This is a genomic window from Cystobacter fuscus, assembly GCF_044360685.1.
Taxonomy (GTDB): Bacteria; Myxococcota; Myxococcia; order Myxococcales; family Myxococcaceae; genus Cystobacter; species Cystobacter fuscus_C.
Window position 1 is genome coordinate 4,056,617 of sequence record NZ_CP043491.1, and the last position, 26,595, is coordinate 4,083,211.

At 66.7% G+C, this 26,595-nt stretch carries 29 protein-coding genes; 8 read left to right on the forward strand and 21 right to left on the reverse strand.

What is annotated here, in order from left to right:
• Positions 1-59 precede the first annotated feature (59 nt).
• Both F0U63_RS16635 and F0U63_RS16640 read right to left on the reverse strand, forming a co-directional pair.
• Entirely contained in the window at positions 60-1,382 is a 1,323-nt protein-coding gene (locus F0U63_RS16635) for a hypothetical protein (protein WP_395846901.1), read from the reverse strand.
• A gap of 120 nt (positions 1,383-1,502) precedes the next feature.
• Positions 1,503-2,207 (reverse strand): Crp/Fnr family transcriptional regulator, encoded by a 705-nt coding sequence (locus tag F0U63_RS16640; protein ID WP_395846902.1) that lies wholly within the window; start codon positions 2,205-2,207, stop codon positions 1,503-1,505.
• 94 nt (positions 2,208-2,301) lie between these two features.
• Between F0U63_RS16640 and F0U63_RS16645 the strand changes: the two genes are divergently transcribed.
• Both F0U63_RS16645 and F0U63_RS16650 read left to right on the forward strand, forming a co-directional pair.
• A complete protein-coding gene (locus F0U63_RS16645) occupies positions 2,302-2,829 on the forward strand; it encodes a DUF962 domain-containing protein (protein WP_395846903.1) in 528 nt (175 codons plus the stop codon).
• A 25-nt stretch (positions 2,830-2,854) separates the two neighbouring features.
• Positions 2,855-3,376, forward strand: a complete 522-nt coding sequence (locus F0U63_RS16650; protein ID WP_395846904.1) for a hypothetical protein — start codon at positions 2,855-2,857, stop codon at positions 3,374-3,376.
• 82 nt (positions 3,377-3,458) lie between these two features.
• On the opposite strand, the gene F0U63_RS16655 is transcribed toward F0U63_RS16650, so the two are convergent.
• Positions 3,459-3,761, reverse strand: a complete 303-nt coding sequence (locus F0U63_RS16655) for a hypothetical protein (RefSeq protein ID WP_395846905.1) — start codon at positions 3,759-3,761, stop codon at positions 3,459-3,461.
• Between F0U63_RS16655 and F0U63_RS16660 the strand changes: the two genes are divergently transcribed.
• A complete protein-coding gene (locus F0U63_RS16660) occupies positions 3,751-4,473 on the forward strand; it encodes a hypothetical protein (protein WP_395846906.1) in 723 nt (240 codons plus the stop codon). The two genes, F0U63_RS16655 and F0U63_RS16660, sit on opposite strands and share 11 nt — an antisense overlap.
• Before the next feature lie 21 nt (positions 4,474-4,494).
• On the opposite strand, the gene F0U63_RS16665 is transcribed toward F0U63_RS16660, so the two are convergent.
• Both F0U63_RS16665 and F0U63_RS16670 read right to left on the reverse strand, forming a co-directional pair.
• Positions 4,495-5,211 (reverse strand): hypothetical protein, encoded by a 717-nt coding sequence (locus F0U63_RS16665; RefSeq protein WP_395846907.1) that lies wholly within the window; start codon positions 5,209-5,211, stop codon positions 4,495-4,497.
• Positions 5,212-5,405: 194 nt separating this feature from the next.
• Entirely contained in the window at positions 5,406-5,831 is a 426-nt protein-coding gene (locus F0U63_RS16670) for a winged helix-turn-helix transcriptional regulator (protein WP_395846908.1), read from the reverse strand.
• 91 nt (positions 5,832-5,922) lie between these two features.
• Between F0U63_RS16670 and F0U63_RS16675 the strand changes: the two genes are divergently transcribed.
• A complete protein-coding gene (locus tag F0U63_RS16675) occupies positions 5,923-6,513 on the forward strand; it encodes a malonic semialdehyde reductase (RefSeq protein WP_395846909.1) in 591 nt (196 codons plus the stop codon).
• Between the two features lie 481 nt (positions 6,514-6,994).
• On the opposite strand, the gene F0U63_RS16680 is transcribed toward F0U63_RS16675, so the two are convergent.
• Positions 6,995-7,426 (reverse strand): carboxymuconolactone decarboxylase family protein, encoded by a 432-nt coding sequence (locus F0U63_RS16680; RefSeq protein WP_395846910.1) that lies wholly within the window; start codon positions 7,424-7,426, stop codon positions 6,995-6,997.
• Positions 7,427-7,635: 209 nt separating this feature from the next.
• On the opposite strand from F0U63_RS16680, the gene F0U63_RS16685 reads away from it, so the two are divergent.
• The gene (locus F0U63_RS16685; RefSeq protein WP_395846911.1) at positions 7,636-8,385 is read left to right on the forward strand and encodes a DUF3943 domain-containing protein; all 750 of its coding nucleotides are present in this window, start codon (positions 7,636-7,638) and stop codon (positions 8,383-8,385) included.
• Between the two features lie 97 nt (positions 8,386-8,482).
• Here F0U63_RS16685 and F0U63_RS16690 read toward each other — a convergent pair whose 3' ends face one another.
• Together F0U63_RS16690 and F0U63_RS16695 are read right to left on the reverse strand one after the other, a co-directional pair.
• Positions 8,483-8,923: a hypothetical protein gene (locus F0U63_RS16690; protein WP_395846912.1), complete on the reverse strand. Its 441-nt coding sequence runs from the start codon at positions 8,921-8,923 to the stop codon at positions 8,483-8,485.
• Positions 8,924-8,956: 33 nt separating this feature from the next.
• Positions 8,957-9,685 (reverse strand): TetR/AcrR family transcriptional regulator, encoded by a 729-nt coding sequence (locus tag F0U63_RS16695; RefSeq protein WP_395846913.1) that lies wholly within the window; start codon positions 9,683-9,685, stop codon positions 8,957-8,959.
• A gap of 89 nt (positions 9,686-9,774) precedes the next feature.
• On the opposite strand from F0U63_RS16695, the gene F0U63_RS16700 reads away from it, so the two are divergent.
• Positions 9,775-10,908 (forward strand): FAD-dependent oxidoreductase, encoded by a 1,134-nt coding sequence (locus tag F0U63_RS16700; protein ID WP_395846914.1) that lies wholly within the window; start codon positions 9,775-9,777, stop codon positions 10,906-10,908.
• A gap of 294 nt (positions 10,909-11,202) precedes the next feature.
• On the opposite strand, the gene F0U63_RS16705 is transcribed toward F0U63_RS16700, so the two are convergent.
• The 3 genes from F0U63_RS16705 to F0U63_RS16715 form a co-directional block, all read right to left on the reverse strand.
• Positions 11,203-11,679, reverse strand: a complete 477-nt coding sequence (locus F0U63_RS16705) for a hypothetical protein (protein WP_395846915.1) — start codon at positions 11,677-11,679, stop codon at positions 11,203-11,205.
• A 111-nt stretch (positions 11,680-11,790) separates the two neighbouring features.
• Positions 11,791-12,363: an imm11 family protein gene (locus F0U63_RS16710; RefSeq protein WP_395846916.1), complete on the reverse strand. Its 573-nt coding sequence runs from the start codon at positions 12,361-12,363 to the stop codon at positions 11,791-11,793.
• Positions 12,360-13,727: an AHH domain-containing protein gene (locus F0U63_RS16715; RefSeq protein ID WP_395846917.1), complete on the reverse strand. Its 1,368-nt coding sequence runs from the start codon at positions 13,725-13,727 to the stop codon at positions 12,360-12,362. Before F0U63_RS16715 ends, F0U63_RS16710 begins: the two co-directional genes overlap by 4 nt.
• 786 nt (positions 13,728-14,513) lie before the next feature.
• Here F0U63_RS16715 and F0U63_RS16720 point away from each other — a divergent pair.
• Positions 14,514-15,395: a hypothetical protein gene (locus F0U63_RS16720; RefSeq protein WP_395846918.1), complete on the forward strand. Its 882-nt coding sequence runs from the start codon at positions 14,514-14,516 to the stop codon at positions 15,393-15,395.
• Between the two features lie 588 nt (positions 15,396-15,983).
• Entirely contained in the window at positions 15,984-16,742 is a 759-nt protein-coding gene (locus tag F0U63_RS16725) for a hypothetical protein (RefSeq protein ID WP_395846919.1), read from the forward strand.
• A 43-nt stretch (positions 16,743-16,785) separates the two neighbouring features.
• Here the strand turns inward: F0U63_RS16725 and F0U63_RS16730 are convergent, their stop codons facing one another.
• The 10 genes from F0U63_RS16730 to F0U63_RS16775 all read right to left on the reverse strand — a co-directional run bounded on the left by F0U63_RS16730 (position 16,786) and on the right by F0U63_RS16775 (position 26,575).
• The gene (locus F0U63_RS16730) at positions 16,786-17,622 is read right to left on the reverse strand and encodes a metallophosphoesterase family protein (protein ID WP_395846920.1); all 837 of its coding nucleotides are present in this window, start codon (positions 17,620-17,622) and stop codon (positions 16,786-16,788) included.
• A gap of 86 nt (positions 17,623-17,708) precedes the next feature.
• The gene (locus F0U63_RS16735; protein WP_395846921.1) at positions 17,709-18,959 is read right to left on the reverse strand and encodes a ceramide glucosyltransferase; all 1,251 of its coding nucleotides are present in this window, start codon (positions 18,957-18,959) and stop codon (positions 17,709-17,711) included.
• Positions 18,960-19,102: 143 nt separating this feature from the next.
• Positions 19,103-19,795 (reverse strand): phosphate signaling complex protein PhoU, encoded by a 693-nt coding sequence (gene phoU, locus F0U63_RS16740; protein WP_002630239.1) that lies wholly within the window; start codon positions 19,793-19,795, stop codon positions 19,103-19,105.
• 20 nt (positions 19,796-19,815) lie between these two features.
• The gene (gene pstB / locus F0U63_RS16745; RefSeq protein ID WP_071899143.1) at positions 19,816-20,559 is read right to left on the reverse strand and encodes a phosphate ABC transporter ATP-binding protein PstB; all 744 of its coding nucleotides are present in this window, start codon (positions 20,557-20,559) and stop codon (positions 19,816-19,818) included.
• Between the two features lie 49 nt (positions 20,560-20,608).
• Entirely contained in the window at positions 20,609-21,520 is a 912-nt protein-coding gene (gene pstA / locus F0U63_RS16750) for a phosphate ABC transporter permease PstA (RefSeq protein WP_395846922.1), read from the reverse strand.
• A complete protein-coding gene (pstC, locus tag F0U63_RS16755) occupies positions 21,517-22,533 on the reverse strand; it encodes a phosphate ABC transporter permease subunit PstC (RefSeq protein ID WP_395846923.1) in 1,017 nt (338 codons plus the stop codon). The genes pstA and pstC overlap by 4 nt, the downstream gene beginning before the upstream one ends.
• 59 nt (positions 22,534-22,592) lie before the next feature.
• The gene (locus F0U63_RS16760; protein WP_395846924.1) at positions 22,593-23,414 is read right to left on the reverse strand and encodes a phosphate ABC transporter substrate-binding protein; all 822 of its coding nucleotides are present in this window, start codon (positions 23,412-23,414) and stop codon (positions 22,593-22,595) included.
• A gap of 47 nt (positions 23,415-23,461) precedes the next feature.
• The gene (locus F0U63_RS16765; RefSeq protein ID WP_395846925.1) at positions 23,462-24,154 is read right to left on the reverse strand and encodes a response regulator; all 693 of its coding nucleotides are present in this window, start codon (positions 24,152-24,154) and stop codon (positions 23,462-23,464) included.
• A gap of 99 nt (positions 24,155-24,253) precedes the next feature.
• The gene (locus F0U63_RS16770; protein ID WP_395846926.1) at positions 24,254-25,198 is read right to left on the reverse strand and encodes a metallophosphoesterase family protein; all 945 of its coding nucleotides are present in this window, start codon (positions 25,196-25,198) and stop codon (positions 24,254-24,256) included.
• A gap of 12 nt (positions 25,199-25,210) precedes the next feature.
• On the reverse strand, positions 25,211-26,575 hold the full coding sequence (locus F0U63_RS16775; protein WP_395846927.1) for a sensor histidine kinase: 1,365 nt from the start codon (positions 26,573-26,575) through the stop codon (positions 25,211-25,213).
• Positions 26,576-26,595: the final 20 nt, after the last annotated feature.

Below are 26,595 nucleotides of genomic sequence, written 5' to 3' on the forward strand. Positions count from 1 at the left end.
TGGCGGGAGGCCCGGCGGCGCGCCCGGCAAAGCGGCGAGCCGCTCATCGTGCCTGCCCTTTACGAGGCAACACCGGGCGAGAACTCCACTTCACCTCTGCGTTGCCGCTTGCGACCGAACTGCTCTTGCAGGAATCGCCAGGCAGCGGCGAGGCCCCGCGCGGCGGACAACTCCCGGACAGGAAGCGCCCCGAACGCCCCAGCCACCTTGGCCTCAAGCGTTCGGTAGCGCGGCGGCAACCGGACAAGGGAACGAACCTGGCGAGTGGAGCCGTCCACCTGGACCATCACGGGACCGAGCAGGCCCCTTCCCACTTCCAAGTTCAAGGCACTCTCCGCCAACTGGACCGTGCGCGAGGGTAGAACCAGCCAGGGTCTGAAGGTGAAATTCACGCCTCCAGTCCCGCTGCGAGAGAGCACGCCACAGGTCCTCACCGGGACGCCCTCCAACGACTCGGCGACGAAGGCGAGCACGGAGGCGTCATCCACCTGCTGCCTTCTCCAGCGCAGCAGCAGGAGATCCATCGAGAACACCCATCCGAAGACCATCAGCCGGAATGACCAGCCGGCAAGCCTCCACGCGAGGAAGATGTACACCGCGCAGACGAGCAGCCCCAACACGGGGCTGATGGCCGCGCACAACATGGGAAAGCCGAGCAGCAGGAGCCGTACCAGCTTGAGGACGGCCCCCAGCATGGCGAAGGGGCTGAGCAGGACGAGCACGTTGACGGCGTGACTCGTCAGCCACACCACCACGAATGCGCCCGCCGACAGCGTCAGAGCCAGTCCGTAGACGGCCGCCGCGGCGAGCTCGTTGCCCACCAGGTTCGTGGAGCCGGCCGCGTGGGCCGTTGGGAAGGCCAGCCGAGTGGCCTCTTCCATGACGGCGGCCAAGGGCAGCGCGAGTGCTGTGGCTACACTCTTGGAGACAAGAGGTAGGGCCATGGCCCCGCTCACCTTGTTCTCCACCAACTCCGCCGCGTCCAGCGGCTTCTTGAGAAAGGGGACGAGACCAAGGAGCGAGTCCTTGAGCGCAACGCACAGCACCAGCAGCATCGCGAAGCCCCACGTCCATGGCTGGAGCTGCCAGGGCAGGATCGAGCGCCGCTGCGCAGGTGTCTGGAAGTACGTGGTAGCTCCCAGAATACTCATTCCAAGCAGAGGCGACATGGCCACGCCCGTCAGTTCCGCGAACTCACGGGACAGCCTGCGGCCGTCACCAGCGAACTGCTCCACACTGGTCGTAGTGAGTTCTCGCTCTTCCTTCGTGAACTGAACAGGCGCCTGCCAGCCGGCAGATGGGGCCGTCTCGGCGGGCCCGCGCTGAAGCGGTGCCGCCCAGGCAGTAGCACTCCAAAAAATCAGCAGTAGATGAAGTTTCACGGCTTCCTTCTCGGCGGGTCGAGCCGGGCCTGCCGCCCGAAGTCTGCCCGTAGAGAGACCAGCCCGCAACCAACCATGGGTGGACCGTCCTTGTCCGAGGCCTCGCGTCCAGGGCACGGCTCATGGCGAAGGGCTCGCCGCGTCCCGGAGTTTCTCCAGGCTGAGGATCTCGATCTTCCCGTAGGTCAGGCGGACGGCGCCCCGGGCCTCCAGATCCTTGAGAATCTGGTTGGTCGTCTGCCGCGAGATCGCCAGCATCAGCGCGAGCTGCTCCTGCGAGACATCGATGACCCGCCGCGGGTCCTCGCGCAGGTTCCCATAGCCTTCCGTGATCATCAGGAGGCGCCGCGCCAGGCGGGCCGGAGCGGGCAGCAGCGACAATTCCTCCAGCGCGATGAACATGAGCCTCAGCTTGTGGCTCATGAGCAGGGCGAAGTCGCGCCAATATCGCGGCTCCTGGGCGAGCATCGTCTTCAGCGCCGCGTGTGGCACCTGCAGCACGCGGGTGGCGCCTTCGGTGACGGCATCGTGGGTGCGCGGCTGGCCGTCGATCAAGGAGATCTCCCCGAACCAGTTGGGCGGCTCCATCAGCATCAGCAGCGCTTCCTTGCCGCTCTCGCTCACCCCGCTGATGCGGACGGCGCCTTCGACCACGCAGTACAGGCCGCAAGGCCGGTCTCCGCGTGAGAACAGCCGCTCGCCAGAGCCCAGCCGGCGCACCACGGCCGCGTCGAGCAATCGGGCCTTCAGCTCCTCGGGAATTTCCTGGAACCAGCGACCGGTGAGGATGAGGGGCCGCCAGGCCTGCACGCGCTCGTCTGTCATTCTGTGCTCGGGGAAACAATCGTGTCGGCTACCCGACAGACCCGGGCCGCGCCCGGGGTCATCATGGAGGCTCGAACAACCGAGGAGAGCCTACATGAAGACGCTGGTGGATCATCTCGCTCAATACGCGGCCTATCACCGCGACCGTCGCAACATCGCCACGCACTTCGTCGGCATTCCGATGATCGTGCTGGGCGTCGCCACCCTGTTGTCGCGCTCCGGCTTCGAGGTGCTCGGGGTGGTGCTCTCACCGGCCATGGTCTTCAGCCTCGCGTCGGCGATCTTCTACTGGAGGCTCGACGGACGCTACGGTCTGGTCATGACCCTGCTGCTGTTGGGATCGCTGGGGTTCGGTCAGGTGCTGGCCACCCAGTCCATGGCCACCTGGCTGGGCGCGGGGTTGGGCCTGTTCGCCGTCGGGTGGATCATCCAGTTCGTCGGGCACTACTACGAGGGTCGCAAGCCGGCCTTCGTCGATGACCTCGTCGGGCTGATCGTCGGGCCCCTGTTCGTCGTCGCCGAGCTGGGCTTCTTCCTCGGGCTGCGGGACGACGTGCGCCGCGAGGTGGAGGCGCGGGTGGGGCCGACCTGTATCCGTCGCGGGAACGAGGCCCGCGCGTAGGGCCGCGGAGGCCGCGCGCAGGGCGGTGGAAGAGGCACGTCAGCAGCAGGCCGCCGCGCAGAAGCTCACCGTGAACGCGCAGAAGGCCGCCCAGACGCCGGGGCAGACGCCCGATGCGGCGAAGATGTCGAAGGCCTACCTCGAGGCCGCCATCAAGGCGGAGCAGAAGGCATCCGCCAAGGTGGCCTCGACGGACAAGGCCCTCCAGGCCGCCGAGGAGAAGGTCGCGCTCACCACGAAGAAGGCCGAGACGGGCGCGGACCACTACGAGACGAACAACGCCTCCACGCCTCTCGAACCGGGCCAGTCCAGCCTGACCCTCACGGAGGAGACGCGCTTTAACGCGAAGGGCGAGCCGGCCGTCTCCAAGCAGAAGACGGAGTCCGTCTCCGTCAAGCTGCTCGCGGCGGACAAGAATGGCAATGGCGTGCAGGTGGTCCGCACCGAGCAGCAGGTGAACGGAGACCCGGCCAGCTTCTCCGGATCACGACGACCTCGGGAGAGGTGGCCTCCAATACGTGGCGGTTCAAGAACTCCAAACGTGTGAAGCCCGGGGCCGCGTCCGCGCCATGAAGGCGGGCGGGTGCGCCATCCCACGGATCCGGGCTGGCCTGCCCCGACCTCCCGTCTCAATGGCCGACCGAGCCGTGCTCCGAGCGGGTGGAGGGGCCGCGCAGCCCTCTTGAGCCCTGGCCTTGCCGCTCGCGGACGCTCCCGTGGGAGTGCATCCAGGCCACCGGCGTGCCCGGCATCCCCAGGCTCGCCGACCAGGTGAAGCCGAGCGCGCTGTCCTGGCCCTGGGGACTTCCAGAATCCGGTTTACCGAACCGGTCACGCGCAGGATGCTGGGGCAGCGCCTGGGTGAGCGGCTTGCCTTCCTGCTCTTGCTCAATGCCGTGAACCGATATGTCCCCCATCCGAGTGCTCTTCATCCACGGTCTCGAAAGCCATCCTCAGGGGAGCAAGGTCCGCCTTCTCCGCGAACAAGGGTTCGACGTGGTGGCGCCCGACATGCAGATGGCGGTCCTGCGATTCAAGAAGCGGAACTCGGTTGTCCGCCAACTGCTCCGCGTACCGGAGACGTGGCTCGCCAGCGCCGGCATCGGGATTCTCTTGGTCCTGTGCATCGTGGGCTCATCGGCGCGCGGGCTCATCGCGACGATTCTCCTGGGCCTGCTCTGGGGCGCAGTCCGCGGCAGAGCGCTCGTCGCCAAGGCGTTCACACGGAGTTTTGCCGCATGCGTCGAGGTTCAACGCGCGGCGGTGCGGCATGAGAAGCCGGACGTCGTCGTGGGCTCCAGTTGGGGAGGTGCCATTGCCGCGGAGCTGATCATCCTGGGGGAGTGGAGTGGCCCCACCCTCCTGCTGGCCCCCGCGGTCCTGAAGGCCTGCGAGTGGATGGGCCAGACAGACTCCGCGGACAAGTTGGCACGCATCCGGGCGCGGAGCATGCAACTGCCCATCGTGGTCTTCCATGATCCGTCCGACGAGACGGTTCCGCACCAGCACAGTGTCGAGCTTGCACGCGGCTCGGGGATTGATTTCAGGTCTGTGAACGCTGGCGGGCACAGGTTGATGGGACTGCTGAACCGAGGTGAGCTGGCGGAAGCCATCAAGGAACTCGGCACCTCTCGCCAACCGTAGCGGCCCCCTGGGGTGAAGTCGTCAGTCCACCGGGTAGGCGCGCAGGGCCTGGATGAGTGTCAGCGCGCCACCGAGGGCCTCGTCGTGCACGCGCTGCCTGCCGCCGAGGAAGAAGGGGGGCAGGTTGTAGAGCAGGCTCATGGTACACACGGCGACGCGAGTGCGGCCCCGGGCCAGCGGGTAGTGCGCCGTCCAGGTGACGCTCAAGGCGCTGGTGCGCGCCCCCATGACGCGCGCGAAGTCGAAGTTCTCCTGCACCACCACCGAGTCCGGGAGGCCGAGCTCCGGAGCGAGTGACAGGACGCGCTCCAGTGCCGCGTCCCGGGGCGTGGCGGTGAGCGCCTCGCGCCCCAGGTAGCGCACGGTGAAGCTGTTGGCGGGCGTCTTCGCCACGGTGTACTGGCCGGGTGCCTTCCGCCGGATGTCGGCGCCCGGGAGGATGGTGTTCATGTACGCCTCGTCCCTCACGCGCTCGGCGGTGAAGAAGGCCACATCCTTGTCGAGGGTGTAGACGATGCGGCTCACGAGCACGTAGAGCGGCTCCTTGCTGCCCGCCCAGCGTCCGCGCGCGTCTAGCGGCTGGAGCTTCGCGAAGGACTCTCGCGCCAGGGCGTCCTGGTCCTGGTCGATGAGCTCATAGAAGTACTGGACGCCTCCGCGCTCCTGGAGCGTGGCGTCCACCTCGAAGGTGATGCGTTCCTCACGCCGTACGGGCGGCCGGGCTTCCTCCTCGGCCATGGCGCCTGGCGCCGGCAAGACAAGGAGCAGGCAGGCAAGCCAGGTGATGCTGAAAGCACGGTTCAGGGACATGCGCGCCCAGAGTACACAGGACGCTCTGAATCTGCCCCGAGGATTCTGTACGAGCGCGGCGACGAGCAGGTGAGGCCGCTCCCTCGCTGGAAGGCCGTGCTGGAGAGCAGGGCCTTTCGGCCTCACGCCTTCGACTTCTCCGGAGGTGGGTGACCGGTGGTCAGCCTGGGAGCCGCCGGCTTTTCGGAATGCAGCGACCGTCCGTACGTGCGCATCCAGGCAGCGATCGACTCCAGGGAGCCGAGCAGTTGGCGGGCCACGGGGGTCGCCTCGTATTCGACGTGTGGCGGCATTTCGGGATAGACCGTGCGGTGGACCAGTCCACGTGTCTCGAGCAGTCTGAGTTGTTTGGTGAGCTCCTTCTGCGTGATCGGGTGCGCCGCTCGCTGCAGCTCACGGAAGCGAATCGGCCCGCCGCTGATGATGAGGCGGTAGAGCAGGGGGATCGCCCACTTCCCCGAAACCAGGGTCACGAACTCGACGAGCGGGCACGACTCGGGCGGTGGGAGTGCTTCCGTGGCGGAGGCCTTGCTCGCTGGCGTGCTCATCTCGGACTCATGGTATCCAAAAGGTGCCTACTATACAAAGGACACCATGCCCTCTAGATGAGCGTCGTTCCACGTTCAAGAGGAGGACACAATGGCCGAACCCCTTGGAGACCTTGTGCTGGATCGGGCGTTCCGCACGGCGCGCACCTTCAACAGCTACACGGACCGTCCTGTCGACGAAGCAACCCTCCGTGCGCTGCATGAGCTCTGGAAATGGGGACCCACATCGACGAACCAGCAGCCGCTCCGTGTGGTCTGGTGCGTCAGCGACGAGGCGAAAGCCAGGCTGGCGGCGCTCTGCGCTCCTGGGAATGCCAAGAAGGTGCTGGCCGCGCCGGTGAGCGCCGTGCTCGGCATGGAAACGAACTTCGTCCCCTATCTGCCTCGGGTGTTCCCGCACACCGACGCGCGTGGCTGGTATGGCGACAACCGGCGGCTGATCGAAGAGTCCGCTTTTCGGAATTCCTCTCTTCAGGCCGCCTATCTCATCATCGCGGCCCGCTTGCTCGGCCTGGACACCAACCCGATGTCTGGCTTCGACGAGGAGAAGGTCAACGAGGCCTTCTTCGCGGGAACGACCGTGCGGGTGAACTTCATCACGACGCTGGGCTATGGCGATTCCTCCACACTGTACCCACGCGCTCCGCGGCTTGAATTCGAGGAAACGAACCTGATCCGATAAGGTGTTCCGCGCCCGGGTGGCGAAACTGCTCGCGGGGGGGAAGGGGGGCAGGCGAATCCAAGGCCGCCTTCAAGTTCTCGAAGGTCCGCACGGCCCGTGCGCGGAAATCCTCGCCAGCATGGCTATTGCTTGAGCAATCCATTCAGGAAGAACGCGGTCGTCAGGGATGACGCCATCGACAAGGCGGTTTCAGCCTCGTTTTCGCTCGGTGTATGGAGCGGTTCGGGCAGCCAGGGTCCCAGGTAGTCCACCCGGGTTCTATGGGCGGACCTGGCCAGGTCGATGCATCGGCGCGTGCAGAGGGCCGTGAGCCACGACGCCGGATTCTCGATCCTGCCCCTGTCGGCGTTGCGCCACTTGATGAACGTGTCCTGGACGGCATTCCTCGGCGTCGGCCCGCGATCCAAGCATGCGATAGGCCAGCCCCAGGAGTGTGGGCCTGAACTGCTCGAAGATGGCGGCGTCGTCACGGTTCGTCATTTCAGTGCCTCGACACCTGGATTCTGTTCCACAGGTTGATCATGGCCACGATCGAGGTCAGAACCCCGATCTCCTGGTCCGTGAAGTGCGCCCTCAATCGGGCCCGGAGTACTCCGAGGTCGGCCTTCCCGTCGAGCACGGTCAGCGCTTCCGTCCAGGCAAGGGCCGCCTTCTCGCGTTCGCTGAAGTCGTCCACCTGCTCCCAGACGATCAAACGGTCCAGTCGCTCAGGGGTTTCGCCGTCCCGCCGCGCCTCCTGGGTGTGCATCTTGACGCAATAGGCGCAGCGGTTGATCTGCGACGCGCGCAGCTGGACGAGATGCTGGAGCAGCCGATCGAAACCGTGGGTGTCAATGGCGCGGTGCACGTCGGTCATCGCCTGCAAGACCTTCGGGATCTCCCGCTCATACTTGACGGCGCTTGTTTCACTCAAGGTGTGCTCCTTTATTCGGCGGCGATGTGCCGCGACAACCTTCGATCGATCGGGCGCCGGAATTTGTGACGTGCGGCGAGTGCCTCACGGCCGTCGCTGCCAGACCCGGTGGATTTCCACGTGTTTTCAGGTAGTTGGAGCATAGGACGGATGGGGGCCCTCCCACTCCTGGTGCTAAGGTGTCTTCGCCAATCAGGGCGAGGGACTCCATGTTTCGACTCACCGTGCTCGCCGCTTGCCTGTGCGCAAGCGCGAGCCTCGCGGCCGAACCGGTGCGGCTTGCGCTGCCCGGACTCACCGGCATCCAGGTTTCATCCGAAGGTTCTGGCTTTGACTCGGAGCACCAGGCGCAGCAGCTGAACTTCCAGGACATGAGGGTGCCCGCGCCCGAGGTGCCCGCGCCGCAATCGCCTGTGCCCTCGTTACCCGCCCGCCGCTGGGACGTGCCGCTGGCCCACACCGCGGGGCTGGTGGTGGGGATGCGCGCCTCGCTCTCCATTCTCTGGCCGAGCCACTATGACCCGAGCCGGCTGCGCGAGGGGTTCTCGCACCTGCGCGAGGCCTACACCCGGCCGCCCGAGTTCCACCGGGACTTGCCGCTGCTCGAGTCGGATGGGGACCCGTGGCTGCTCAACACCGTGGGCCATGGCCTCTTTGGCAGCGAGGTTTACAACCGTGCCCGCCAATGTGGCCAGTCTCCGGCGGCGGCCTTCCTGGCCACCTTCCTGGCCTCCACGGCGTGGGAGTACACGCTGGAGGCCTTCCACCAGCGCCCCAGCGCGGTGGATTTGGTCTGGACGCCGCTGGCCGGGGCCCTGCTGGGCGAGGGGCGCTACCGCCTGCACCGGGCGCTGGTGCAGGGCGGCGGGCAGAGCCCGGGCACTGCGCGCAAGGTGCTCTTCTTCGTGGTGGACCCGCTGGGCGAGGCGGAGCGGCGGCTGCTGGGCGCGGGCTGCTGACTCCGCGCGTCCGCGCCAGACGTTGCCAGCGCGCGTGGAGGGCCCGGTAGCGAGACCCGGCGTGGACGGTTGAACCCACCCCCTTCGAATTCAGGGCTCAGCCCCTCTCTCCAGCGCAAGACGACCCGAGGCATTGCCGTACCCGCCGCGCGTGCTCACTCAGCCCGTCCGCCTCCAACCGGTCCACCGCCCACGACACCGCCGCCGGCCACGAGGTCAGGATGGAGTACGGAACGACCGAGGGCCTGATGCGGTGGATGAGGAGCCGGACCATCAGCGCCAGAACTGGAGAGTTGATGACTGTCACGATCCCCATCGTCCACTGATGCATCAGGTCCTCCTGCTGTCGTAGGAAGGCCGCTTGCAGCTCGCGTTGCTCGGAGGTCAGCGAGCGGAGCTGGCGCATGTCTATCAGACTGACGTGCCGCTCCCGCCTTTGCAGATAAAACAGTCTGCGCTCCAGCAAGTCCTTGTGTTGCTCATTCGTGATCACGCTCGGAAACGTCACCCACAGCAGAGGCCAGAGCGAATCGTCCACGAGAATCGAAGTCCGCGAACCCATGCGGGAAGGCTACTTGGACGTCGGAATGCCGCCAGCGGGTTGTTGGGGCAGTCCGCCGGCCGGTGCTCGCCGGAGCCCGGAGATGCCGGTCAGGATGAGATTGATGCCGTTGAGGAACTCCACGCGGTCGTCATGGTCACGCAGCTGGTCCGCGACGTTGCGCGTGAACGGGTATTCGCTGGGATCGAGGCTCGACCACGCGGCTGACACGGTTTTGAGGAAGTCGGTTCGATTCGTGGTGCCCGCGAGTGCCCGGGCGTTCGCGGCGTTCTGGCCGCCGACGCCGAGGATGAAGTTCAGCACCGTGGACGCCACGGTGAACTGGGCGGAGGGGGGAACGCCGAGCACTTGGACCTGCCGTCCGATGCGCTCGAAGATCCGCAGCATCGCCGGCTGTGTCGGATTGTGGGAGAGCTGCGTGCCGACCCAGGGGTGCGCGTCGATCGCGTCGAAGACGCCGAGCGCGACCGCCCGGATCGCGTCCTCCGGGGTGTCGCCAGCGGTCTCATCGATCATCGTGGTGGTGAGGGCGGCGTCGGTGGCCGCGATGAGCAGCTCGCTTTTGTTCGCCACGTGCCAATAGATCGCGCCGGGCCCAGTCTCCAAGCGTGCGGCGAGCGCACGGAAAGTCAATCCGCCCTCACCCGTGACGTCGAGCAACTCGACGGCGGCGCTGACGATGCGCTCCCTGGAGAGTGCGTCCTCGCGTCGCTCTGCGTGTCGCGTTCTCGTTGTCATGCACCCCATCTTGACATGTCTGGAACGTTGTTCCAAGGTTGATTCTGGAACGACGTTCCAGACACGTCCTCGGCAAGGAAGGATTCGCCATGGCAACTCCGGTCACGATCATCGGTGCGGGACTCGGCGGGCTGATGCTCGCCCGTGTCCTGCACATCCACGGCATCCCGGCGACTCTCTACGAGGCTGATGCCTCGGCGGGCGCCCGCATCCAGGGCGGCCAGCTCGACATCCACGAGCACAACGGGCAGCTCGCCCTCAAGGCGGCTGGCCTGTTCGACAAGTTCCTCGAGCGCATCCACAAGGGCGGCGAGGCGATCCGGGTCCTCGACACGGACGCGGCCGTTCTTTTGGACAAACCCGATGATGGCACCGGCGTCCGTCCCGAGGTGCTGCGCGGCGACCTGCGGCAGATCCTGCTCGACTCGCTCCCGGCCGACACGATCAAGTGGGGGCACAAGCTCACCGCGATCCAGCCGATCGGCGACGGTCGGCACGAGCTGACGTTCGCCAACGGCTCGACCGTGACGACCGGCCTGCTGATTGGCGCGGACGGTGCGTGGTCCCGCGTGCGCCCGCTGCTGTCCGACGCGAAACCCAAGTACGTCGGCACGTCCTTCGTCGAGACGTACCTGTTCGACGCCGACGAGCGCCACCCCGCGAGCGCGAAGGCGGTCGGCGGCGGCGCGATGTACGCGCTCAGTCCCGGCAAGGGGATCCTGGCCCACCGCGAAGCCGGTGGCGTCCTGCACACCTACGTAGGGCTCACCAAGCCGCAGGAGTGGATCGCCGGCATCGACTTCACCGACACCGCCGCGGCCACTGCGCGGGTCGCCAGGGTGTTCGACGGCTGGGCGCCGGAGCTCACCGCGCTGATTACCGAGGGTGAGACCCCACCGGTCCCGCGCATCCTCCACGCCCTGCCGATCGGGCACCGATGGGATCGGGTGCCCGGGGTGACGCTGCTCGGCGACGCCGCCCACCTCATGCCCCCGAACGGCGAAGGCGCCAACCTGGCCCTGTTCGACGGCGCCGAACTCGGCAGGGCCCTCGCCACCCACCCCAACGACGTCGAGGCCGCGCTCACCGAATACGAGCAGGCCCTCTTCCCCCGCAGCACCGCGGAGGCTGTCAATGCCTCCCGCGACTTCGAGATCTTCTTCGGCGCCGACACGCCCCGAAGCTTCCTCGGCCTGTTCACCCACGACGAACAGTCCGAGTGACAACCTACAGGGTTCGCCTCGGGGCCTCCGGCGTACAGCGTACAGGGATGGTGTCACAGGGATGGTGTCAAAGAACTCGTCTGACACCTCTCGCTCTGACTTCTCTTACGAGTCCTCTGACACCCTTCTCGCCCATCCCCTGCGCGCAATCAGCGGGCCAGATGCACCCTGTGGGCCAGAGCCAGGTCCTCAGAAAGACCTGAAGAGCGGTTGGGTTACTCGTCTACGCCGAGCCTTTTTGTCGCTCGAGTCCCTCGTTTCGAGTCCTTTGACACCGTTTCCGGCCGGTTCGAGTCATGGAGCGCTCCTGGCGCTGCCGTCCGCTTCGCCGCTGGCACGCTGGATGGCTTCACGTAGCGCATGCTTCAACGCATTCACTCCCTCCTTCGGAGCGGGGAGGGTGATGGGTGGTCTGCTCTCCAGGACCAGGGCCTCGCCCTCTGGCTCCTCGAAGGTGGACCACTCGACGACGGGGGTTTTCAGCGACAGGGGGCGGCGGCGCCAGCGCACTCCGTACCAGGTGCGCTGGTAGACCATCCCTTCCGGCGCTATCACCAGACGGTAGCCGAGCCCTCCCCCCATGGCGATGCAGGTCAGGAAAGCCACGACCGCGGCCCAGAGACTGACCGCCAGCAGCAGGGGAAAGAGGAGACCCGCCACCACCAATGTCACCACCAAGCCCTGTCGTGAAGCCCAGCCATGAATGATGGTGACTCCCGCACGAGCGCCCTGCTGTACATGCCAGCCGTCTGGAAACATGGGCAACACCATCTGAGTCGTCCTCTGCGCCCCTGCCGCTGGACTGCTTCGCGGGTTCGGATTTTAGGGCCCATTCCCTGCCTGACAATCATTTTCTCGTCATCGTCTGACACCTTCTCCGGCTCAAACGGCAGAGAAGTCAATGCCGGTGATGCGCTCCTCCTCCAGGGCCTGCTTGACGCGCTCGGAGACGATGAGTGTCACCAGCCAGCCCCAGGGTCGGAAGACGTTGGCCTCGCCGATCTTCTCCGGGTCCACCTTGAGCCCTCGGACGTTTCGGTATCCACCCAGTTTGTCTGGACGGTCATCCTCTGGCTTCCAGTAGAGGACTTCCTCACACCGGGCGTCGTCGATGCACCGGATGACCTGAAGGGTATTGAGGATGAACCAGGGCTCTGTCTGACCTTCCACCTCGGCGGGGATGAACTGGACTTCCTTGTCGATACCCAAACGCTCGAAGAGGGAGACAACCCGACGGTGGACAACGGGAATGCCCATGGACAGGGTGTACTCGAGCACGACGCCCGTGGGCCTCACCGGGAAGCGGATAGGCCCCGGGATGTCGAGGACCCTCCCCTCATTGAACTGCCAGGTGTCGATCCACTCGCCCTGAGTATCGACAGGCATGCGCAAATTCCAGCGCTTACGGATGCGCATGTTGTCGTACAACTCATAGTATTTCGTCTGTGTGTTCATGGCGTACGAACGCCTAGCTTGCTGAGATTGGAGCCGGGCGTACAGAGGTCCCCTGCGATCTGGTCAAGTTCTTTCACGAGTAGGGCCCGGCAGTCGGCTTTGGCCCTACAGCTTCCGAGTGCATCCCGGATGCGACTGAACACCTCGCGGTGGTATGCCTCGGAATGGGGCCCCTTGTGGCCTCGCAGGTAGACGAGGTTCGCCGGATCATCCAAATCCATTCCCGCCCGAGCGAAGAGGTCCTCGAACCGGGGGGTCCAGGGGCCGCCCGTGACCTCGGATGTGTTGTTCTTGTTGGTGCACAGGTGGTGGCGCTGATTGTCGTCCTGCTTTGACTCCGCACAATTTCCCGATGTCCGGGCCGAGGCCCTCACCGCGCTCGCCGCGGAGGCCGTCGTATTGGCCACCACCCCTATGAGCACCACCGTCCCATCCGCCACACTCACCTGCGCACGCGTCCCCGCCCCGATCGACAGGCCGCCCCCCGAGCCACCCCCCGCGAAGGCGGACCGGGGAGGAGACAATCGCGACCACAGCCCGCCTCCGGGCACTCGCGGTAACCCCTGGGCCAGTTTCGCTCCCGCCACCGTCACCAGGACCCTCAGCCCGATACCTCCCAGCGCCTTGCCGAAGTGTTCGGCCGCCGCGTCCAGTTCCTCCCGCGTCCTCGCCGCCTCTGCTTCCCGGTAGAGGTTGAGGCACGCCAGTCCCACCTGGTGCAACTCCGTCGCGGTGTAGGTCAGCAGCAGCCCCACCGTCACCGCCGCCGCGAGGGCCTTGGAGAAGACGGGCTCCGGCGCCGCCCACGCCAGCATGTACAACATCATGGAAGAGCCCACGGACAGCAGGACGGCGGGTGAATTGAACATCTCTCTGGCAGCGTCGCGCACACCTTCCCCCATGTAGCGCGGCGAGAGTTGGAGCGCCTGAAACCACTGGGCGCTCTCCATGGACACCGGAAGCCCGACCAGGGCCTCTCCCAGCGCCGCCTCGTCCTGCTCGCGTATCCGCTGTTCCAAGGCCGTGGGCCGGTCCGCCGAAGCTCCGAGCAGCAGGCCTGCCCGCACCCGCGCATGGGCCTCCAGTGGAAAAGTCGACCGGGGCCCCGAGCGAACCTCCTTGAAGGCGCTTTCCAACGTCGCCACCACCTCGCGTGCCTCGTCCAACGTCCATACCGCCAGGGCCGGGTGGGGTCCGAGCGCTGGGAAGGAGAGCTTCAACCCATGCTGGGCCTCTCCCGTGTAACCGCTCACCTTCACGGGAGCCAACACAGGTGGCCTCGCCTCGGCTCCCGCCGGAGCGGCCCAAGCGAAGAGCGGAACGAGCAGCAACGGGATGAGAACTGGGGCAACGTACCATCGCATGTCGGACGCCTCCGCCTGTCGGTGCCTCCAGGACCGTCAACGGCCATCATGCCACCCATGGAAGCAGGGGGGGCGAAGCATGGCTACACTCTACAGCCTACGAGGGAATCATGACCAAACCACGCGTTTTCATTGGCTCCTCCGTGTAGGGGCTGCATATTGCTGAATTCATCCAGGCGGGAATGGAGCAGCCCTACCCGGTCCACTCGCGCTGTCCGCTCCTTCCGCGTTTCCTATCTCGCAGTTGCTTGGGGCTCCTCGCTCGCCTCCTCTGCTCCCTCTTGGGGGAACGGAAGCGAGGTGCTGTGGAAGATCCTTGGCGTCTGCGTGCTCGCGCTCAGCCACGATCTCAACCGCCGAGCGATCTACTGACGCGATCGGATGCTTGCTGCGAGGTGTTCGCAGCCCTACATTCCGGGAATGCACGCGCACGACCATCACGAACATCATGGCGCCTACGTTTCCCGCGCGGCGCAGCCCACGCTCCCCCCAGAGGGGGCGGAGCCGAAGCCACAAGATGCGAGCCCACCGCCTGAGGCAACGGTGAAGGCGGAACAGAAGAAGGAGTGCACGTCGCGAGCGGATGGGGCCGGGCTGCCGCCTGTGTCGGGTGTGGAGGCAGGCGCCGGGTGTTGGTGTACGTGACGACCCTCGGTGGGGTGCACGCCATTCTGGAATACATTGAATGAGGACGCGCCATATCTATTCATGGACCTGGAGTATGGACTACGGGTCCAATTCATTATCGCGCTCGCAAAATATCAAGGCCCAGTCAAGGAGAAACACGTGAAACAAGGCCGTGAGAAACCTGAGAAACCGATTATCAAGCGGTTCCTTACACGCCACGAGGAACTGACTCAGACCACCTGGGACTGGGAAAATCTCAATTGGTGTGACGAAAACGAGCGCCAATTAAAAGCCGTTGACTGCTTGGTAACTGGAAATTGCAATGGACGTTTGTTGCATCTTGCCATCGAGCACACGAAGCTTGAGACATACCGAAACCAGCTCCAAGACGAAATTTGGCTTAAAGAGTTCATACGACTTCTCGAAGCCGACTTTCGGGAAAAGTGGCCGACGTCGTGCGCCTCAATAACCATTCCATACGAGCCGGGAACCAAATGGAAGGAACAAGCAGCAAAAAACCTCTGGAAGTGGCTCACCGAGCACTTTGATCAAATGCACGAAACGAGTGATTTGAGCGGAGTGGATGTTGCAATTTCCGGTTTTCGCTCGTCCGTACACATCGCGAAAAGAAAAAATGAAAACAAAGGCATTTGCTTTAATCGAGCCATCTCCGATGAAGCGCACAGCGACTACCTTCTAGATGATCAGATGCGCAAGGCGCTTCAACACAAGCGGGAGCAGCTCATTCAGCACAAGGACGAAGAAAAGGCTATCCCAGTGCAAATACTCGAATATAGCGACATCGCACTCTCCAATGAAGGCAAATGGTACGCCTCGTTCTTTAGGACAACTGTCGGCAGTTCGTCTCCATGCATCGGTCAGGTGTGGCTGGCAGACACTACTGAGAGCGCATCCAAGCCCAGGTTTTTGTGCTTGCGCGCCGACCAAGCATTGATGGATATAGCCAATCCAGGGAATCTATTTTGGGGTCCTCAATATGACGAGTACTGGCGAAAAGAGTTAGGATTGGCTCCCGCTTGAGAAGCCGCGACACCGAGCAGTAGATCGATCCCTATGCAATGAAGCGATTCCACCACCCTTAAGCAGCATAGGACGGATGGAAGGCCTGTGGAGAGGTGGCGGACTGGACGAGGCGGGCTGTGGACGGGGCCGGCCGAGCAGTGTGCCAGGCACCACGCGGCCCGAGGGGCTGGCATGCCGAGGCCAGCCTCGCGCCTGCCGTGGGCAGGCCCAGGTGCTCCACAATCGCGAGCACCCCTCCCGCCTTCTTCTCGCCCGCCAACACCCGCCGCCTGGCCTCCACACCTCAACGTCCGGAGCCCTGATCGGCGAGAAGTGACCAGCGAGGGAGCAGGGTGGAGCACGGTTGGTCTCGACCAAAATACCGTCTAGTTCTTTCTCGTGGAGCCAGATGTTCTACTGGCTTGGCTTGCTCTTGATGGTGAAAAGGATGTCTTCAAGAGTTGTTTTTTCCTCAAGCTCGATACTGTGATTGTAGCCCTCATCTGGCCTCAGTCATGTGACCCCTCACCCCAAGGATTCTGTGCCTCAGGTTGACGTGATGGGTTGAATCCGCTCCGCTGGGTGCCGAACTGATCGGGAGTACACATGACGAACGAGAAGCGAGGAAAGGGGAGCGGGTGGGGGCCGTTCGAACGGGGCGGAGCCTACGGCGAGGTGGGGACCGATCTGGGCAGTCTGCACGACGCGTGGGATGTGGAGACCGGAAAGCCGGTTCTGCAACTGCTGCCCACGGAGCGCGTGGAGTGGCAGCCCGAGGGGCCCTGGCGGGTCTCCGTCTTGTGTGAGCCGCAGCCCACCTCGGTCACCGTGAGAGTGGAGGAGGCTCCCGCGTCCGTGCCCGTATCGGAACTGGCGGATATCCTCGTGCTCACCTCCGCCGCCATCTCGCGCGTGGAACACAGTCCTCGGCTCCAGGCACACCTCGCTTCGGGCCTGTCTCCGACTCCTCCCACTTTACTCCGGAGCACGGGCCGCACGGCCGCGAACTGGACCGGGCTCTCACTCGCTCTGGGTGTCTGGCTCCTGGTGAGTCTCTCCGAGACTCCATCTCCCCCCGCTCGGGGTGAACCCGCGGATTCCCTCTCCCAGGAAGACGCCGCGTCCTTCGACGCATTGGAGGAGTCGGACCCGGCGGTCCTCGCCTATTCCATGCCCGAAAAGCCCTTCCGCAATCAGGCGGTTCCCCCCTGTAGCAGCAATACGGTCGCGGTGGAGATCAACGGCGGGTGCTGGGTGGAACTCGCCCAGAAGCCTCCCTGTGGCTCGGAGGCCGCTGCATATCAGGGCAAGTGCTACATGCCAGTCGCCAGACCCAAGAAGTCACCTCAATCCGTCTCTCCTTGAGATCAACACTCGTTTTCGCCCGAAGCCGCCAACAGCAGCCAGGCTAGAGGAGCGCCATCGTCAACTGCGAGGCCAGGTACTGCAACGCCGGTCCCACGTTGGGGGCCGACGAGCGCTTGCGCGAGGGGGGCAGGGCGGCCCGGTACCAGACCGGCGCCCCCGTCAGCCGGCCCGCGGCATGCGAGAAGACGCGGAAGCGGCCCATCTCCGTGGAGCTGCCCGAGTTGTAGATGCGCAGGCCCCGTCCCCGGGGCGCCCCCAGGTCGAACTCGCGGGGCACGTGCCGGTGTCCGTGGAGGATGAGGTCGCACCGGCCCTGCACCCGCTGCACCAGCTCGGCGCCCAGCGCGAGCTCCGAGGCGTGGGGCCAGCCCATGCGCGTGGCCAGCCGCTCCGGGAAGCTCTCCTCCGGCAGGGGCAGCACGTGGTGGTGCAGCAGCACCGCGGTGAGCACGTCGCGCGGCGCGGCGCTCAGGGCCTCGTCCACGGCGTTGAGCACCTCGGGCGTCAACACACCGTGGCAGGCGAAGTAGTTGCGGTTGTGCGGGCCCGTGGAGTCCACGCACACCAGGTACAGGCCCTCGGCGTGCTCCACCCGCACCTTGCGCCCGTTCATCCACCGGCTCCCCGCGTCCTCGCCCGTGCGATCATGGTTGCCGGGGATGAAGGTGAGCCGCCCGGCGTCGAGCAGCGGGGCGAAGAGCTGCCGGAAGCGCTTGTACTCGCGCTGGCTGCCCTGGTGGGTCAGGTCCCCGGTGACCACCACATGGTCCACGCTCTCGGCGAGCAGGCTCTCCACGAGCGCGCGGGCCGTGGTGTCACTCTCGGGGGTGAGATCCAGGTGGAGATCCGACAGATGCGCCAGGGTTCGCAGGTGCATGGTGAGGATGTACCCACCTGCTGAAACACGGCCATGGCCCCCAGGTAACTCTTTGCGGGGCTCCCGGTGACGTCCCGGTGAACCCGTCAGCCCGCGAGCAGCTCGCCCCGGTCCTCGGACTCGGCCGCGGCCATTTGCGCCGGCAGGGGGATGGGGGCGGGCAGGGCGGAGGGCGGCGCGACCAGGTGCGAGCCGGCCATGACCCGCAGGGAGTTGCCCCGCCAGTCCACCGAGCGGGCGAACAGCCCGTTGACCCAGGCGGCGAAGAGCAACATGTCCTTGAGCAGCACCGCGGGCACCGTCACCCACCGGGTGCGCTGTCCGGGCCGCATCATCCGGAAGACGGCCACGTCGTGGATCAGCTTCACCCCCACCACCGCGCCGGCCACCTCGAGCGTCTGCGTCGAGGGCGCCAGCATCACCCCCAGCAGCGCCCAGGGCGTGGGGTTGAGGATGGACTGCGCCAGGTACAGCGACGTGGGGATGCAGGTGTGGTGGATGATGCTCCAGCGCACATAGCGCTTGAAGAAGGTCTTCACGCTCTTCTTCTGGGACACGTTGTAGACGGGGGCGCGCGCCACCACCGAGCGCAGGGCCATGCGCCGCGTCACCCACTGGCCGATCACGAAGTCCTCGGCCAGCACGTTGGCCACCGCGCGGAAGCCCTCCAGCGCTTCCACCACCGAGCGGCGCAACACCATGGACTTGCCCACCACGAGATCCTGGCCCGCGGCCTGCTTCGCGGCGATCTGCCCCGCGCCCGCCGAGGTGCACTGGTACAGGTTGTCCATGAGCGAGCCCAGCGTCTGCTCGCCCAACCCACTGATGGGGTGCGACATGCAGCCCACGCGGGGATCCTCGAAGGTGTGGGAGATTTCCTCCAGGTAGCCCGGCTCCACGCGGGTGTTGGAGTCGCTGATGAGCAGGAGCTCGTTGCGGGCCGCCGCCGCCAGGGTGATGAGCTGGTTCACCTTGGGGTTGAGGCCGGGCTCGCCCTGCTGCAGCACCAGGCGCACCCGGTGGGGCCAGCGCGCCACCGCCGCCTTCGCCACGGGATAGGCGGGATCCCGCGTGTCCTTCACTCCGAGGAGCAGCTCGTAGGCCGGGTGGTCCAGGGTGGCGAAGCACTCCAGGTTGGCCTCGAGGTCGTCATCCACCCCACACAGGGGCTTGAGGATGGAGATGCTCTTGAGGGGACGCGAGGGGTTGGATTCGGGGGCCGCGCGCTCCTGCCTCCGGTGGTGCAGCCACACACAGAAGAGCTGCACGCAGAGGACGAGACTCCCGACGGCCGCTGCGACGAGGAGGGCGAGACCGAGGGCGTGGATAGAGAACACGTCGTGCTCCTGGGCAGGAAGGTCACCCCGGGGGTTGGGGCGCGGTGCGCGCAGGATGCTACCAAACCGTACGTGACGACAATTTGACGCCCCCGTGATGTCTTGGTGGGCGCCCGGGCAAGCACCCCCCATGCCACCCTGCCTCAGGGCCCCGAGGGCAGGTTGCGGCTGCGCGGATGTCGGATATCGGTGCCGCGCACCATATAGACAACCATCTCGGCCACGTTTGTGGCATGATCCCCGATACGCTCGAGGTGCTTGGCGATGAACATCAGGGCCGTGGCGCGGCGGATGTTCTTCGAGTCCTCCATCATGAAGCCGAGCAGCTCGTTGAAGATCTTCAGGTAGAGGGCATCGAGGTGATCATCCGCCTTGAGCACTTCCTCGGCCTTGACGGGGTCCGCGGACACGAAGGCATCCAGCGCCTTCTTCACCTGCTGGAGGGCCAGGTCCGACAGCCGGGGAATGTCCACGTAGGGCTTGAGCGGGGGGACCTGGTTGAGGTCCTTGGTGCGCTCGGCGATGTTCACCGCCAGGTCGCCAATGCGCTCCAGGTCGGTGACGATCTTCAGCGCGGTGGTGATGAGGCGCAGGTCGCTCGCGGCCGGCTGGCGCAGGGCGAGGATGCGGCGGCACGCCTCGTCGATCTCCACCTCCAGGCGGTTGACCTCCTTGTCGCCGGACGTCACCTCCTCGGCCAGGGGAGTGTCACGCTCCATGAGCGCGCGCATGCTGTTGGCGATGAGCGCCTCCACCTTGGCGCCCATGGCCAGCAGCTTCTCGCGCAGCTCGCGCAGGTCCGCCTCGAACGCCTTGTCGGTATGCACTGACGGCATGTGTTCGCTTCCCCCGGCCCTCAGCCGAACTTCCCGGTGACGTAGTCTTCGGTGCGCTTCTCGCGCGGGTTGGTGAAGATCTGCTCGGTGGGCCCACACTCCACCAGCTCGCCCATGTAGAAGAAGGCCGTGCGCTCGCTCACGCGCGCCGCCTGCTGCATGTTGTGGGTGACGATGGCGATGGTGTAGCGCGCCTTGAGCTCGTAGATGAGCTCCTCGATCTTCGCCGTGGCGATTGGGTCGAGGGCGCTGGCCGGCTCGTCCATGAGGAGCACCTCGGGCTCCACGGCGAGGGCGCGCGCGATGCACAGGCGCTGCTGCTGGCCGCCGGACAGGCCCAGGGCGCTGTCGCCGAGCCGGTCCTTCACCTCGTCCCAGAGCGCCGCGCCCTGCAGGGACTTCTCCACGCGCGCGTCCAGCTCCGCCTTGTCCTTCATCCCGCCCACGCGCAGGCCGTAGGCCACGTTCTCGAAGATGCTCTTGGGGAAGGGGTTGGACTTCTGGAAGACCATGCCCACGCGGCGGCGCAGGTCCACCACGTCCACGTTGCGATCATGGATGCTCGTGCCCTCGAGCAGCACGGTACCCTCGTGGCTGGAGCCGGGGATGAGATCATTCATCCGGTTGAGCGAGCGCAGGAAGGTGGACTTGCCGCAGCCCGAGGGACCGATGAGCGCCGTGACCTGGTGCTCGGGCAGGGTGAGGCTCACGGAGCGGACGGCCACCTTGGCGCCGTAGCGCAGCGTGAGGGCGCGCGACTCCATCTTGATGCGCGCGGGAGTGGGAGAGGAGAGGGGCATGGCACGCTTTGCGTCAGTGGGCCGCGGCGGCGCGCCGGCGGGTGCGGGCGCGGATGAGCACCGCGACGAGGTTGAGGGCGAAGGTGAGCGCGAGCAGCACCAGCACCGTGGCGTAGAGCAGGGGCCGGGTGGCCTCCACGTCCGGGGACTGGGTGGCCAGCACGTAGGAGTGGTAGCCCAGGTGCATGAACTGGGAGTTCATCGAGCGGGGCAGGTCCGGCAGGAAGTAGGCCGCGCCGGTGAAGAGGATGGGGGCCACCTCGCCCGCGCCGCGGGAGATGGCCAGCACGGCGCCGGTGAGGATGCCCGGCAGCGCGCCCGGCAGCACCACGCGCACGAGCGTCTGGCTCTGGGTGGCGCCCAGGGCGAGGCTCGCCGTGCGGTGATCCATGGGCACCGCCTTGAGCGCCTCCTCGGTGGAGACGATGACCACGGGCAGGGTGAGCACCGCCAGCGTGAGCGAGGCCCAGAGGATGCCCGGCTGGCCCCAGTGCAGCTCCTGGTAGCCGAGCAGCCGGTCCATGTTGCCGCCCACGAAGTGGATGAAGAAGCCCACGCCGAACAGGCCGAAGACGATGGAGGGCACGCCCGCCAGGTTCACCACGGCCACGCGCACCGCGCGCGCGAGCAGCGAGCCCGGGGGCGCGTACTCGTGCAGGTACACCGCCGTGAGCACGCCCACAGGCATCACCGCGAGCGTCATGAGCAGGGTGAGCGCCGCCGTGCCATACAGGGCCGGGAAGATGCCGCCGCCCATCATGCCGTCGGAGGGGGGCTCGGAGAGGAATTTCCAGGTGAGGTGGCCCGCGCCGCCGCGCACCACGTCCAGGAGGATGACGGCCAGGAGCGCGACGATGAGCAGCGCGGCGAGGCCGGTGAGGGACGTGAGCGCTGCGCCCACGGCCCTGCGCCAGGTGTGTTTCATGCTCCGGCTCCGGACAGGCGCTTGAGGACCCGCCGGGTCCAGGTGTTCGCCAGCATGTTGAGGATGAAGGTGAAGAGGAAGAGCTCCACCCCGAGGAAGAACAGGAGCGAGTAGTGCGGGCTGCCCACCACCACCTCGCCCATCTCCGCGGCGATGGTGGCCGAGAGCGTGCGCGCCGAGTCCGTGAGCGACGCGGAGACGATGGCCGCGTTGCCCGAGGCCATCAGGACGATCATCGTCTCGCCGATGGCGCGGCCGAAGCCCAGCACGCACGCGGCGAGGATGCCCGGGGCGGCCGCCGGCAGCACCACCTTCCACGCCGTCTCCCAGGGCGTGGCGCCGAGCGCCAGGGAGGCCTCGCGGTAGCTGCGCGGCACCGCCGTGAGCGCGTCCTCGGTGACGGTGAAGATGACGGGGACGATGGCGAGCGACAGGCCGAGGCCCGCCACCAGCGCGTTGAGTCGCGAGCTCACGCCGAAGGTGTCCTGCATGATGCTGGCGAGCACCATCAACACGAAGAAGCCCAGCACCACCGAGGGCACGCCCGCGAGCAGCTCGATGGTGGGCTTGAGCACCTCGCGCAGCCTGCGCGGCGCGAACTCGGCCGCGAACAGCGCGCCCGCCACGCCCACGGGCACCGCCACCACCATGGACACGAGCGTCGTCTTGAGCGTGCCGATGAAGAGCGGAATCATGCTCACCTTGGGCACCGACGACACCGGCTGCCACATGAAGGTGGCGGGCCGGCCCGCGCGCGTCACCTGGGGCAGGAACATCTTGGAGAGGCTCGCCTCGTGCCGGGCCTCGGCGTCCAGGAAGAGCGCGAGCGCCTCCTTGGCCACGAAGACGAGGATGAGCACCAGCGCGGCGATGCCCGTGAAGGCCATGGCCGTGATGACGCCGGCGATGACCTTCTCGCGCAGTTGTCTGCGCCGGGCCGCGGAGGACAGCTTCGGTGCCACGGCCACCATTCCCACGAGTCCCTGACCCTGCATGCTCACCTGTCTATCCATGTTTGCCTCGGGACTCTTGTGACAATCGCGTGACGCGGAGGACGTCGTGGGGTGGGGGACTACTTCACCGGGAAGTAGCCGACCTTCGTGGCGAGCGCCTGTCCTTCGGGCGACAGGATGTAGTCGAGGAAGGCCTTGGTCTCGCCCTCGGGCCTGGCGCGCAGGTAGAAGTAGAGCTCGCGCGAGAGCGGGTACTTGCCGCTCTTGATGTTGGCCTCGCTCGGGGCGATGGCCTCCTTGCCCTGGAGCACCTTGAGCTCCTTGATGCCCTTGGCGTAGGCGGCGCCGCCGTAGCCGATGCCGTTCTTCTCCTTGGCCACGGCGTTCACCACCGCGGCGGTGCCCGGCAGCGTCTGGGCGCTCGGGGTGTAGTCCTCGCCCTTGAGGACGTGATCCTTGACGAACACGTAGGTGCCCGAGGAGTTCTCACGCGAGTAGACGACGATGGGGGCGTCCGGGCCGCCCACGTCCTTCCAGTTGGTGATGTCGCCCAGGTAGATGTCGCGCAGCTGCTCGGCGGTGAGCGCGTCGAGCTTGTTGGACTCGTTGACGTAGAACGTCACGCCGTCCTTGGCCACGGCGATCTCGGTGGCCTTGCTCTTGGTGCGAGCGCTCAACTGCTGGTTCTCCGTGTCCTTGATGGGGCGGCTGGACATGGCGATGTCCGTGGTGCCGTTGATGAGGGCGGACAGGCCCACGCCCGAGCCGCCCCCCGTCACCTGCAGCTTGGTGTTGGGGTTCTTCTTCATGAACTCCTCGGCCCAGCGCTGGCCGAGGATGACCAGGGTGTCCGAGCCCTTCACGGTGACCGTGCCGGCGCGGGAGGAGCCCGGGAGCACGAGCAGCAGGAGCGAGGCGAGCGAGGCGATGAACGTCTTCATGAGGTACGTCTCCTTGGGAAGGCTTGAGAAAGGCGGAGGGACGGGGCTCAGGCCGCGTCCGGGGCGACGATGCGGTAGCCCACGCCGCGCACCGTCTCGAGGTAGGCGCGCGCGGCGCCGAGCTTGTCGCGCAGACGCATGATGTGGGTGTCGATGGTGCGCGTCTCCAGGTGGCTGGACAGGCCCCAGACCTCCTCGAGCAGGTGCTCGCGCGACTGCACCCGGCCCACGCGGCTGAGCAGGTGCTCGAGCAGACGGAACTCCAGCGCGGTGAGCGGCACCTCCTTGTCGTCCACGTAGAAGCGGTGGGCGTGGGTGTCGAGCGTGAGGGGGCCGAGCTTGAGCGCCGCGGAGGCATCCTCCCGGCCCGGGTTGCCCCGGCGGAGGATCGCCTTGAGCCGCAGCACCAGCTCGCGCACGCTGAAGGGCTTGGTGACGTAGTCGTCGGCACCCACCTCGAAGCCACGCACGCGGTCGGCTTCTTCTCCGCGCGCGGTGAGCATGACGATGAGCACGTCGCGCGTGGACGCGGTGGAGCGCAGCTGCCGGCAGACCTCCACGCCGGACATGTCTGGCAACATCACGTCCAGCAGGACGACATCCGATGGCTGCTCGCGGGAGGCCTGGAGCGCGGCCTCCCCGGTGGTGGCCACGCGGGTGGAGAAGCCCGCGGAGCGCAGATTGAAATCGATGAGCTCGGCGAGGTCTCGCTCGTCATCGACGATGAGGACGTGGGGCATGACGGCGGCGCACTCTGGACCGTGCTGTTCGCGGTCCCGTGGCACGCTTGCGACAAATGCGTGACATCCGCCCCTGGACAGGGCGCGACGCGGTGCGGCTCAGCCGTCCAGGTCCTGCACGGTGGACAGCGGCAGGGGCTCCTCGTCGATGGGCATGTTGGGACCCTCCTCGCCCTCGAGGTGATGGGGCAGGGCGGGTTCCACGACGGGCATGTCCAGGGGAAGGGGCCGGGGCGGGAGGTTGGCGCCTGGGGGCGGGCGCAGCACCGGCCCGGGCGGGGGCAGCCCCGAGTGGCGGCGCGCGGCCTCCATCAGCGCCTTGTGGTGGCGGTAGCGCGCCTCGACGAGCTTGTGGATGAGGAGCGGACCGCCGGGCACGCGGCGCGCGGTGAGGGCCTGGGTGGCCTTGCGCACCGGGTAGCGCACGCGGCGGATCTGCACGCGCCAGCCGCGAGGCGTGAAGGTGAAGACGCCATAGGCCGGGCGCAGGTCCCCATCGCGGGGGATGCCGGCGCTGGCCACGTCGGCGATGAGCAGCCGGCCCACGCGGCGGCGGTAGGGGAAGTGCAGGTGGCCGAAGGCACACGCGGCCGCGTCCAGGTGCTGGAAGTAGCGGCGCACGGTGTTCTCGTCGAGCGTCGGGTCCAGCGAGTCCTCGAGGTTGCGCGGATTGGCGTGGCAGACGAACAAGTCCTGCCCGCGGCGCGGCGAGTAGCGCGTGGAGAAGGGCATGGCGCCCAGGCGCTTGAGCCACGCCTCTCCGAGCTGATCCCGCGTCCACTGGAGCAGCTCCGTCTTCCAGTGGTCGCGCTCGCGGTAGGCGCCGCCGAGGTAGTGGCCCGCGAGGTAGCAGTCGGTGTTGCCCATGATGAGGGCATGGCAGCGATCGAAGAGCAGCTCCACCGTCTCGCGCGGATGCGCGCCGCGCAGGGCCAGGTCTCCGGCGGCCACGATGTAGTCGGGGGCAACGCGGGCGATGTCCTCGAGGACGGCCTCGCAGGCGGGGAGGTTCCCGTGAATGTCGGCGAGGATGGCAACCCGCATGGCTGCGGCATCCTAACCCGCCGCCGCCTCCGAGGGCACCGTCGCTGGAAGGAAAATCGTGAAGGTGGAGCCCTCGTTCGGCTGGCTCTCCACCCTGATCTCTCCGCCCATGGCGCTCAACAGGTGCTTGACGATGGACAGGCCCAGGCCCGTGCCCCCCATGTCCCGGCTGCGGCCCTTGTCCACCCGGTAGAAGCGCTCGAAGATGCGCGCCAGGTGCCGCGACTCGATGCCCACCCCGCTGTCGTGCACGTGCACCACGCACCGCCCGTCTTCCCGGCCGCCGCTCACCGTCACCCGTCCGCCCTCGGGCGTGTACTTCACCGCGTTGTCCAGCAGGTTGAGCAGCACCTGCTCGAGCCCTCGCTCGTCTCCTCGGGCGACGAGGTCCGGGGGCACGTTCAGCTCGAGCGCGATGCGCTTGCCCTGGGCCTTGTGCCGGACGACCTCCGCGGCCCGGGTGGACACGAGCGCCATGGAGACGTCCTGGACCCGCAGCTTCACTTCGCGTGATTCCAACCGGGACAGTTCGAGCAGATCCTCGACCAGCTCCGACAGGCGCTCGGACTGGCGGTGGATGATGTCCACCATCCGGGCCGCGACCTGGGCATCCCCCAGGGCGCCGCCCTGGAGCGTCTCGGCATAGCCGCGGATGGCGGTGATGGGGGTGCGCAGCTCGTGCGAGACGTTGGCGACGAAGTCCTTGCGCACCTTCTCCAGGTGGCGCAGCTCGGTGACGTCGTGGAAGACCGCGGCGCTGCCTGGCAGGTCGCCTCCCAGGGGAGTGACCCGGATGGCCAGCGTGAGAGGGAGCACGCCCTCCAGCGTCAGCTCGAGCCGGGTGGAGGCCCCCTCGTGGCACGCGCGCATCACGGCTTCGTTGAGTGAGTCATGCCGCAGGAGCGCGAGCGGGCGCTGGCCGACGATCTCCCCGGTGGGCCGCAACATGGTGCGCAGCGCGTCGTTGTGGCGCACCACGGTGCCCTCGGCGTCCGTCACCCAGATGCCCTCGGCCATGCCGTCCAGCACGGCGGTGAGGGTGCGGGCCTCCTGGTGCAGGCCGGCGTTGCGCGCGGACATGCGCTGGTGGAGCGACTCCAGGGACCGCTGGAAGAGCGTCACCTCGTCGAACTGCTCCCGCTCGCCCCCGGTGGGCAGGGGGGACGCGGTGCCCTCGGGACGCTGGAGTATCTGCCGGGCGAGCCGGGCGAGGCGGCGCTGGAGCAGCTCGCGCACGGCCACCAGGGTGAGCACGGAGCTCACCAGGGCGGTGAAGGCCACGTAGACGGCGTCCATCTTCCAGCCCAGCAGCAGGAAGAGCACGAGCGCCGCGAGCGCGGGCACCAGCAGGGGAAAGAAGAAGAGGCGCGGGGGCATGGCCGGAGCGGCCTCCGTTG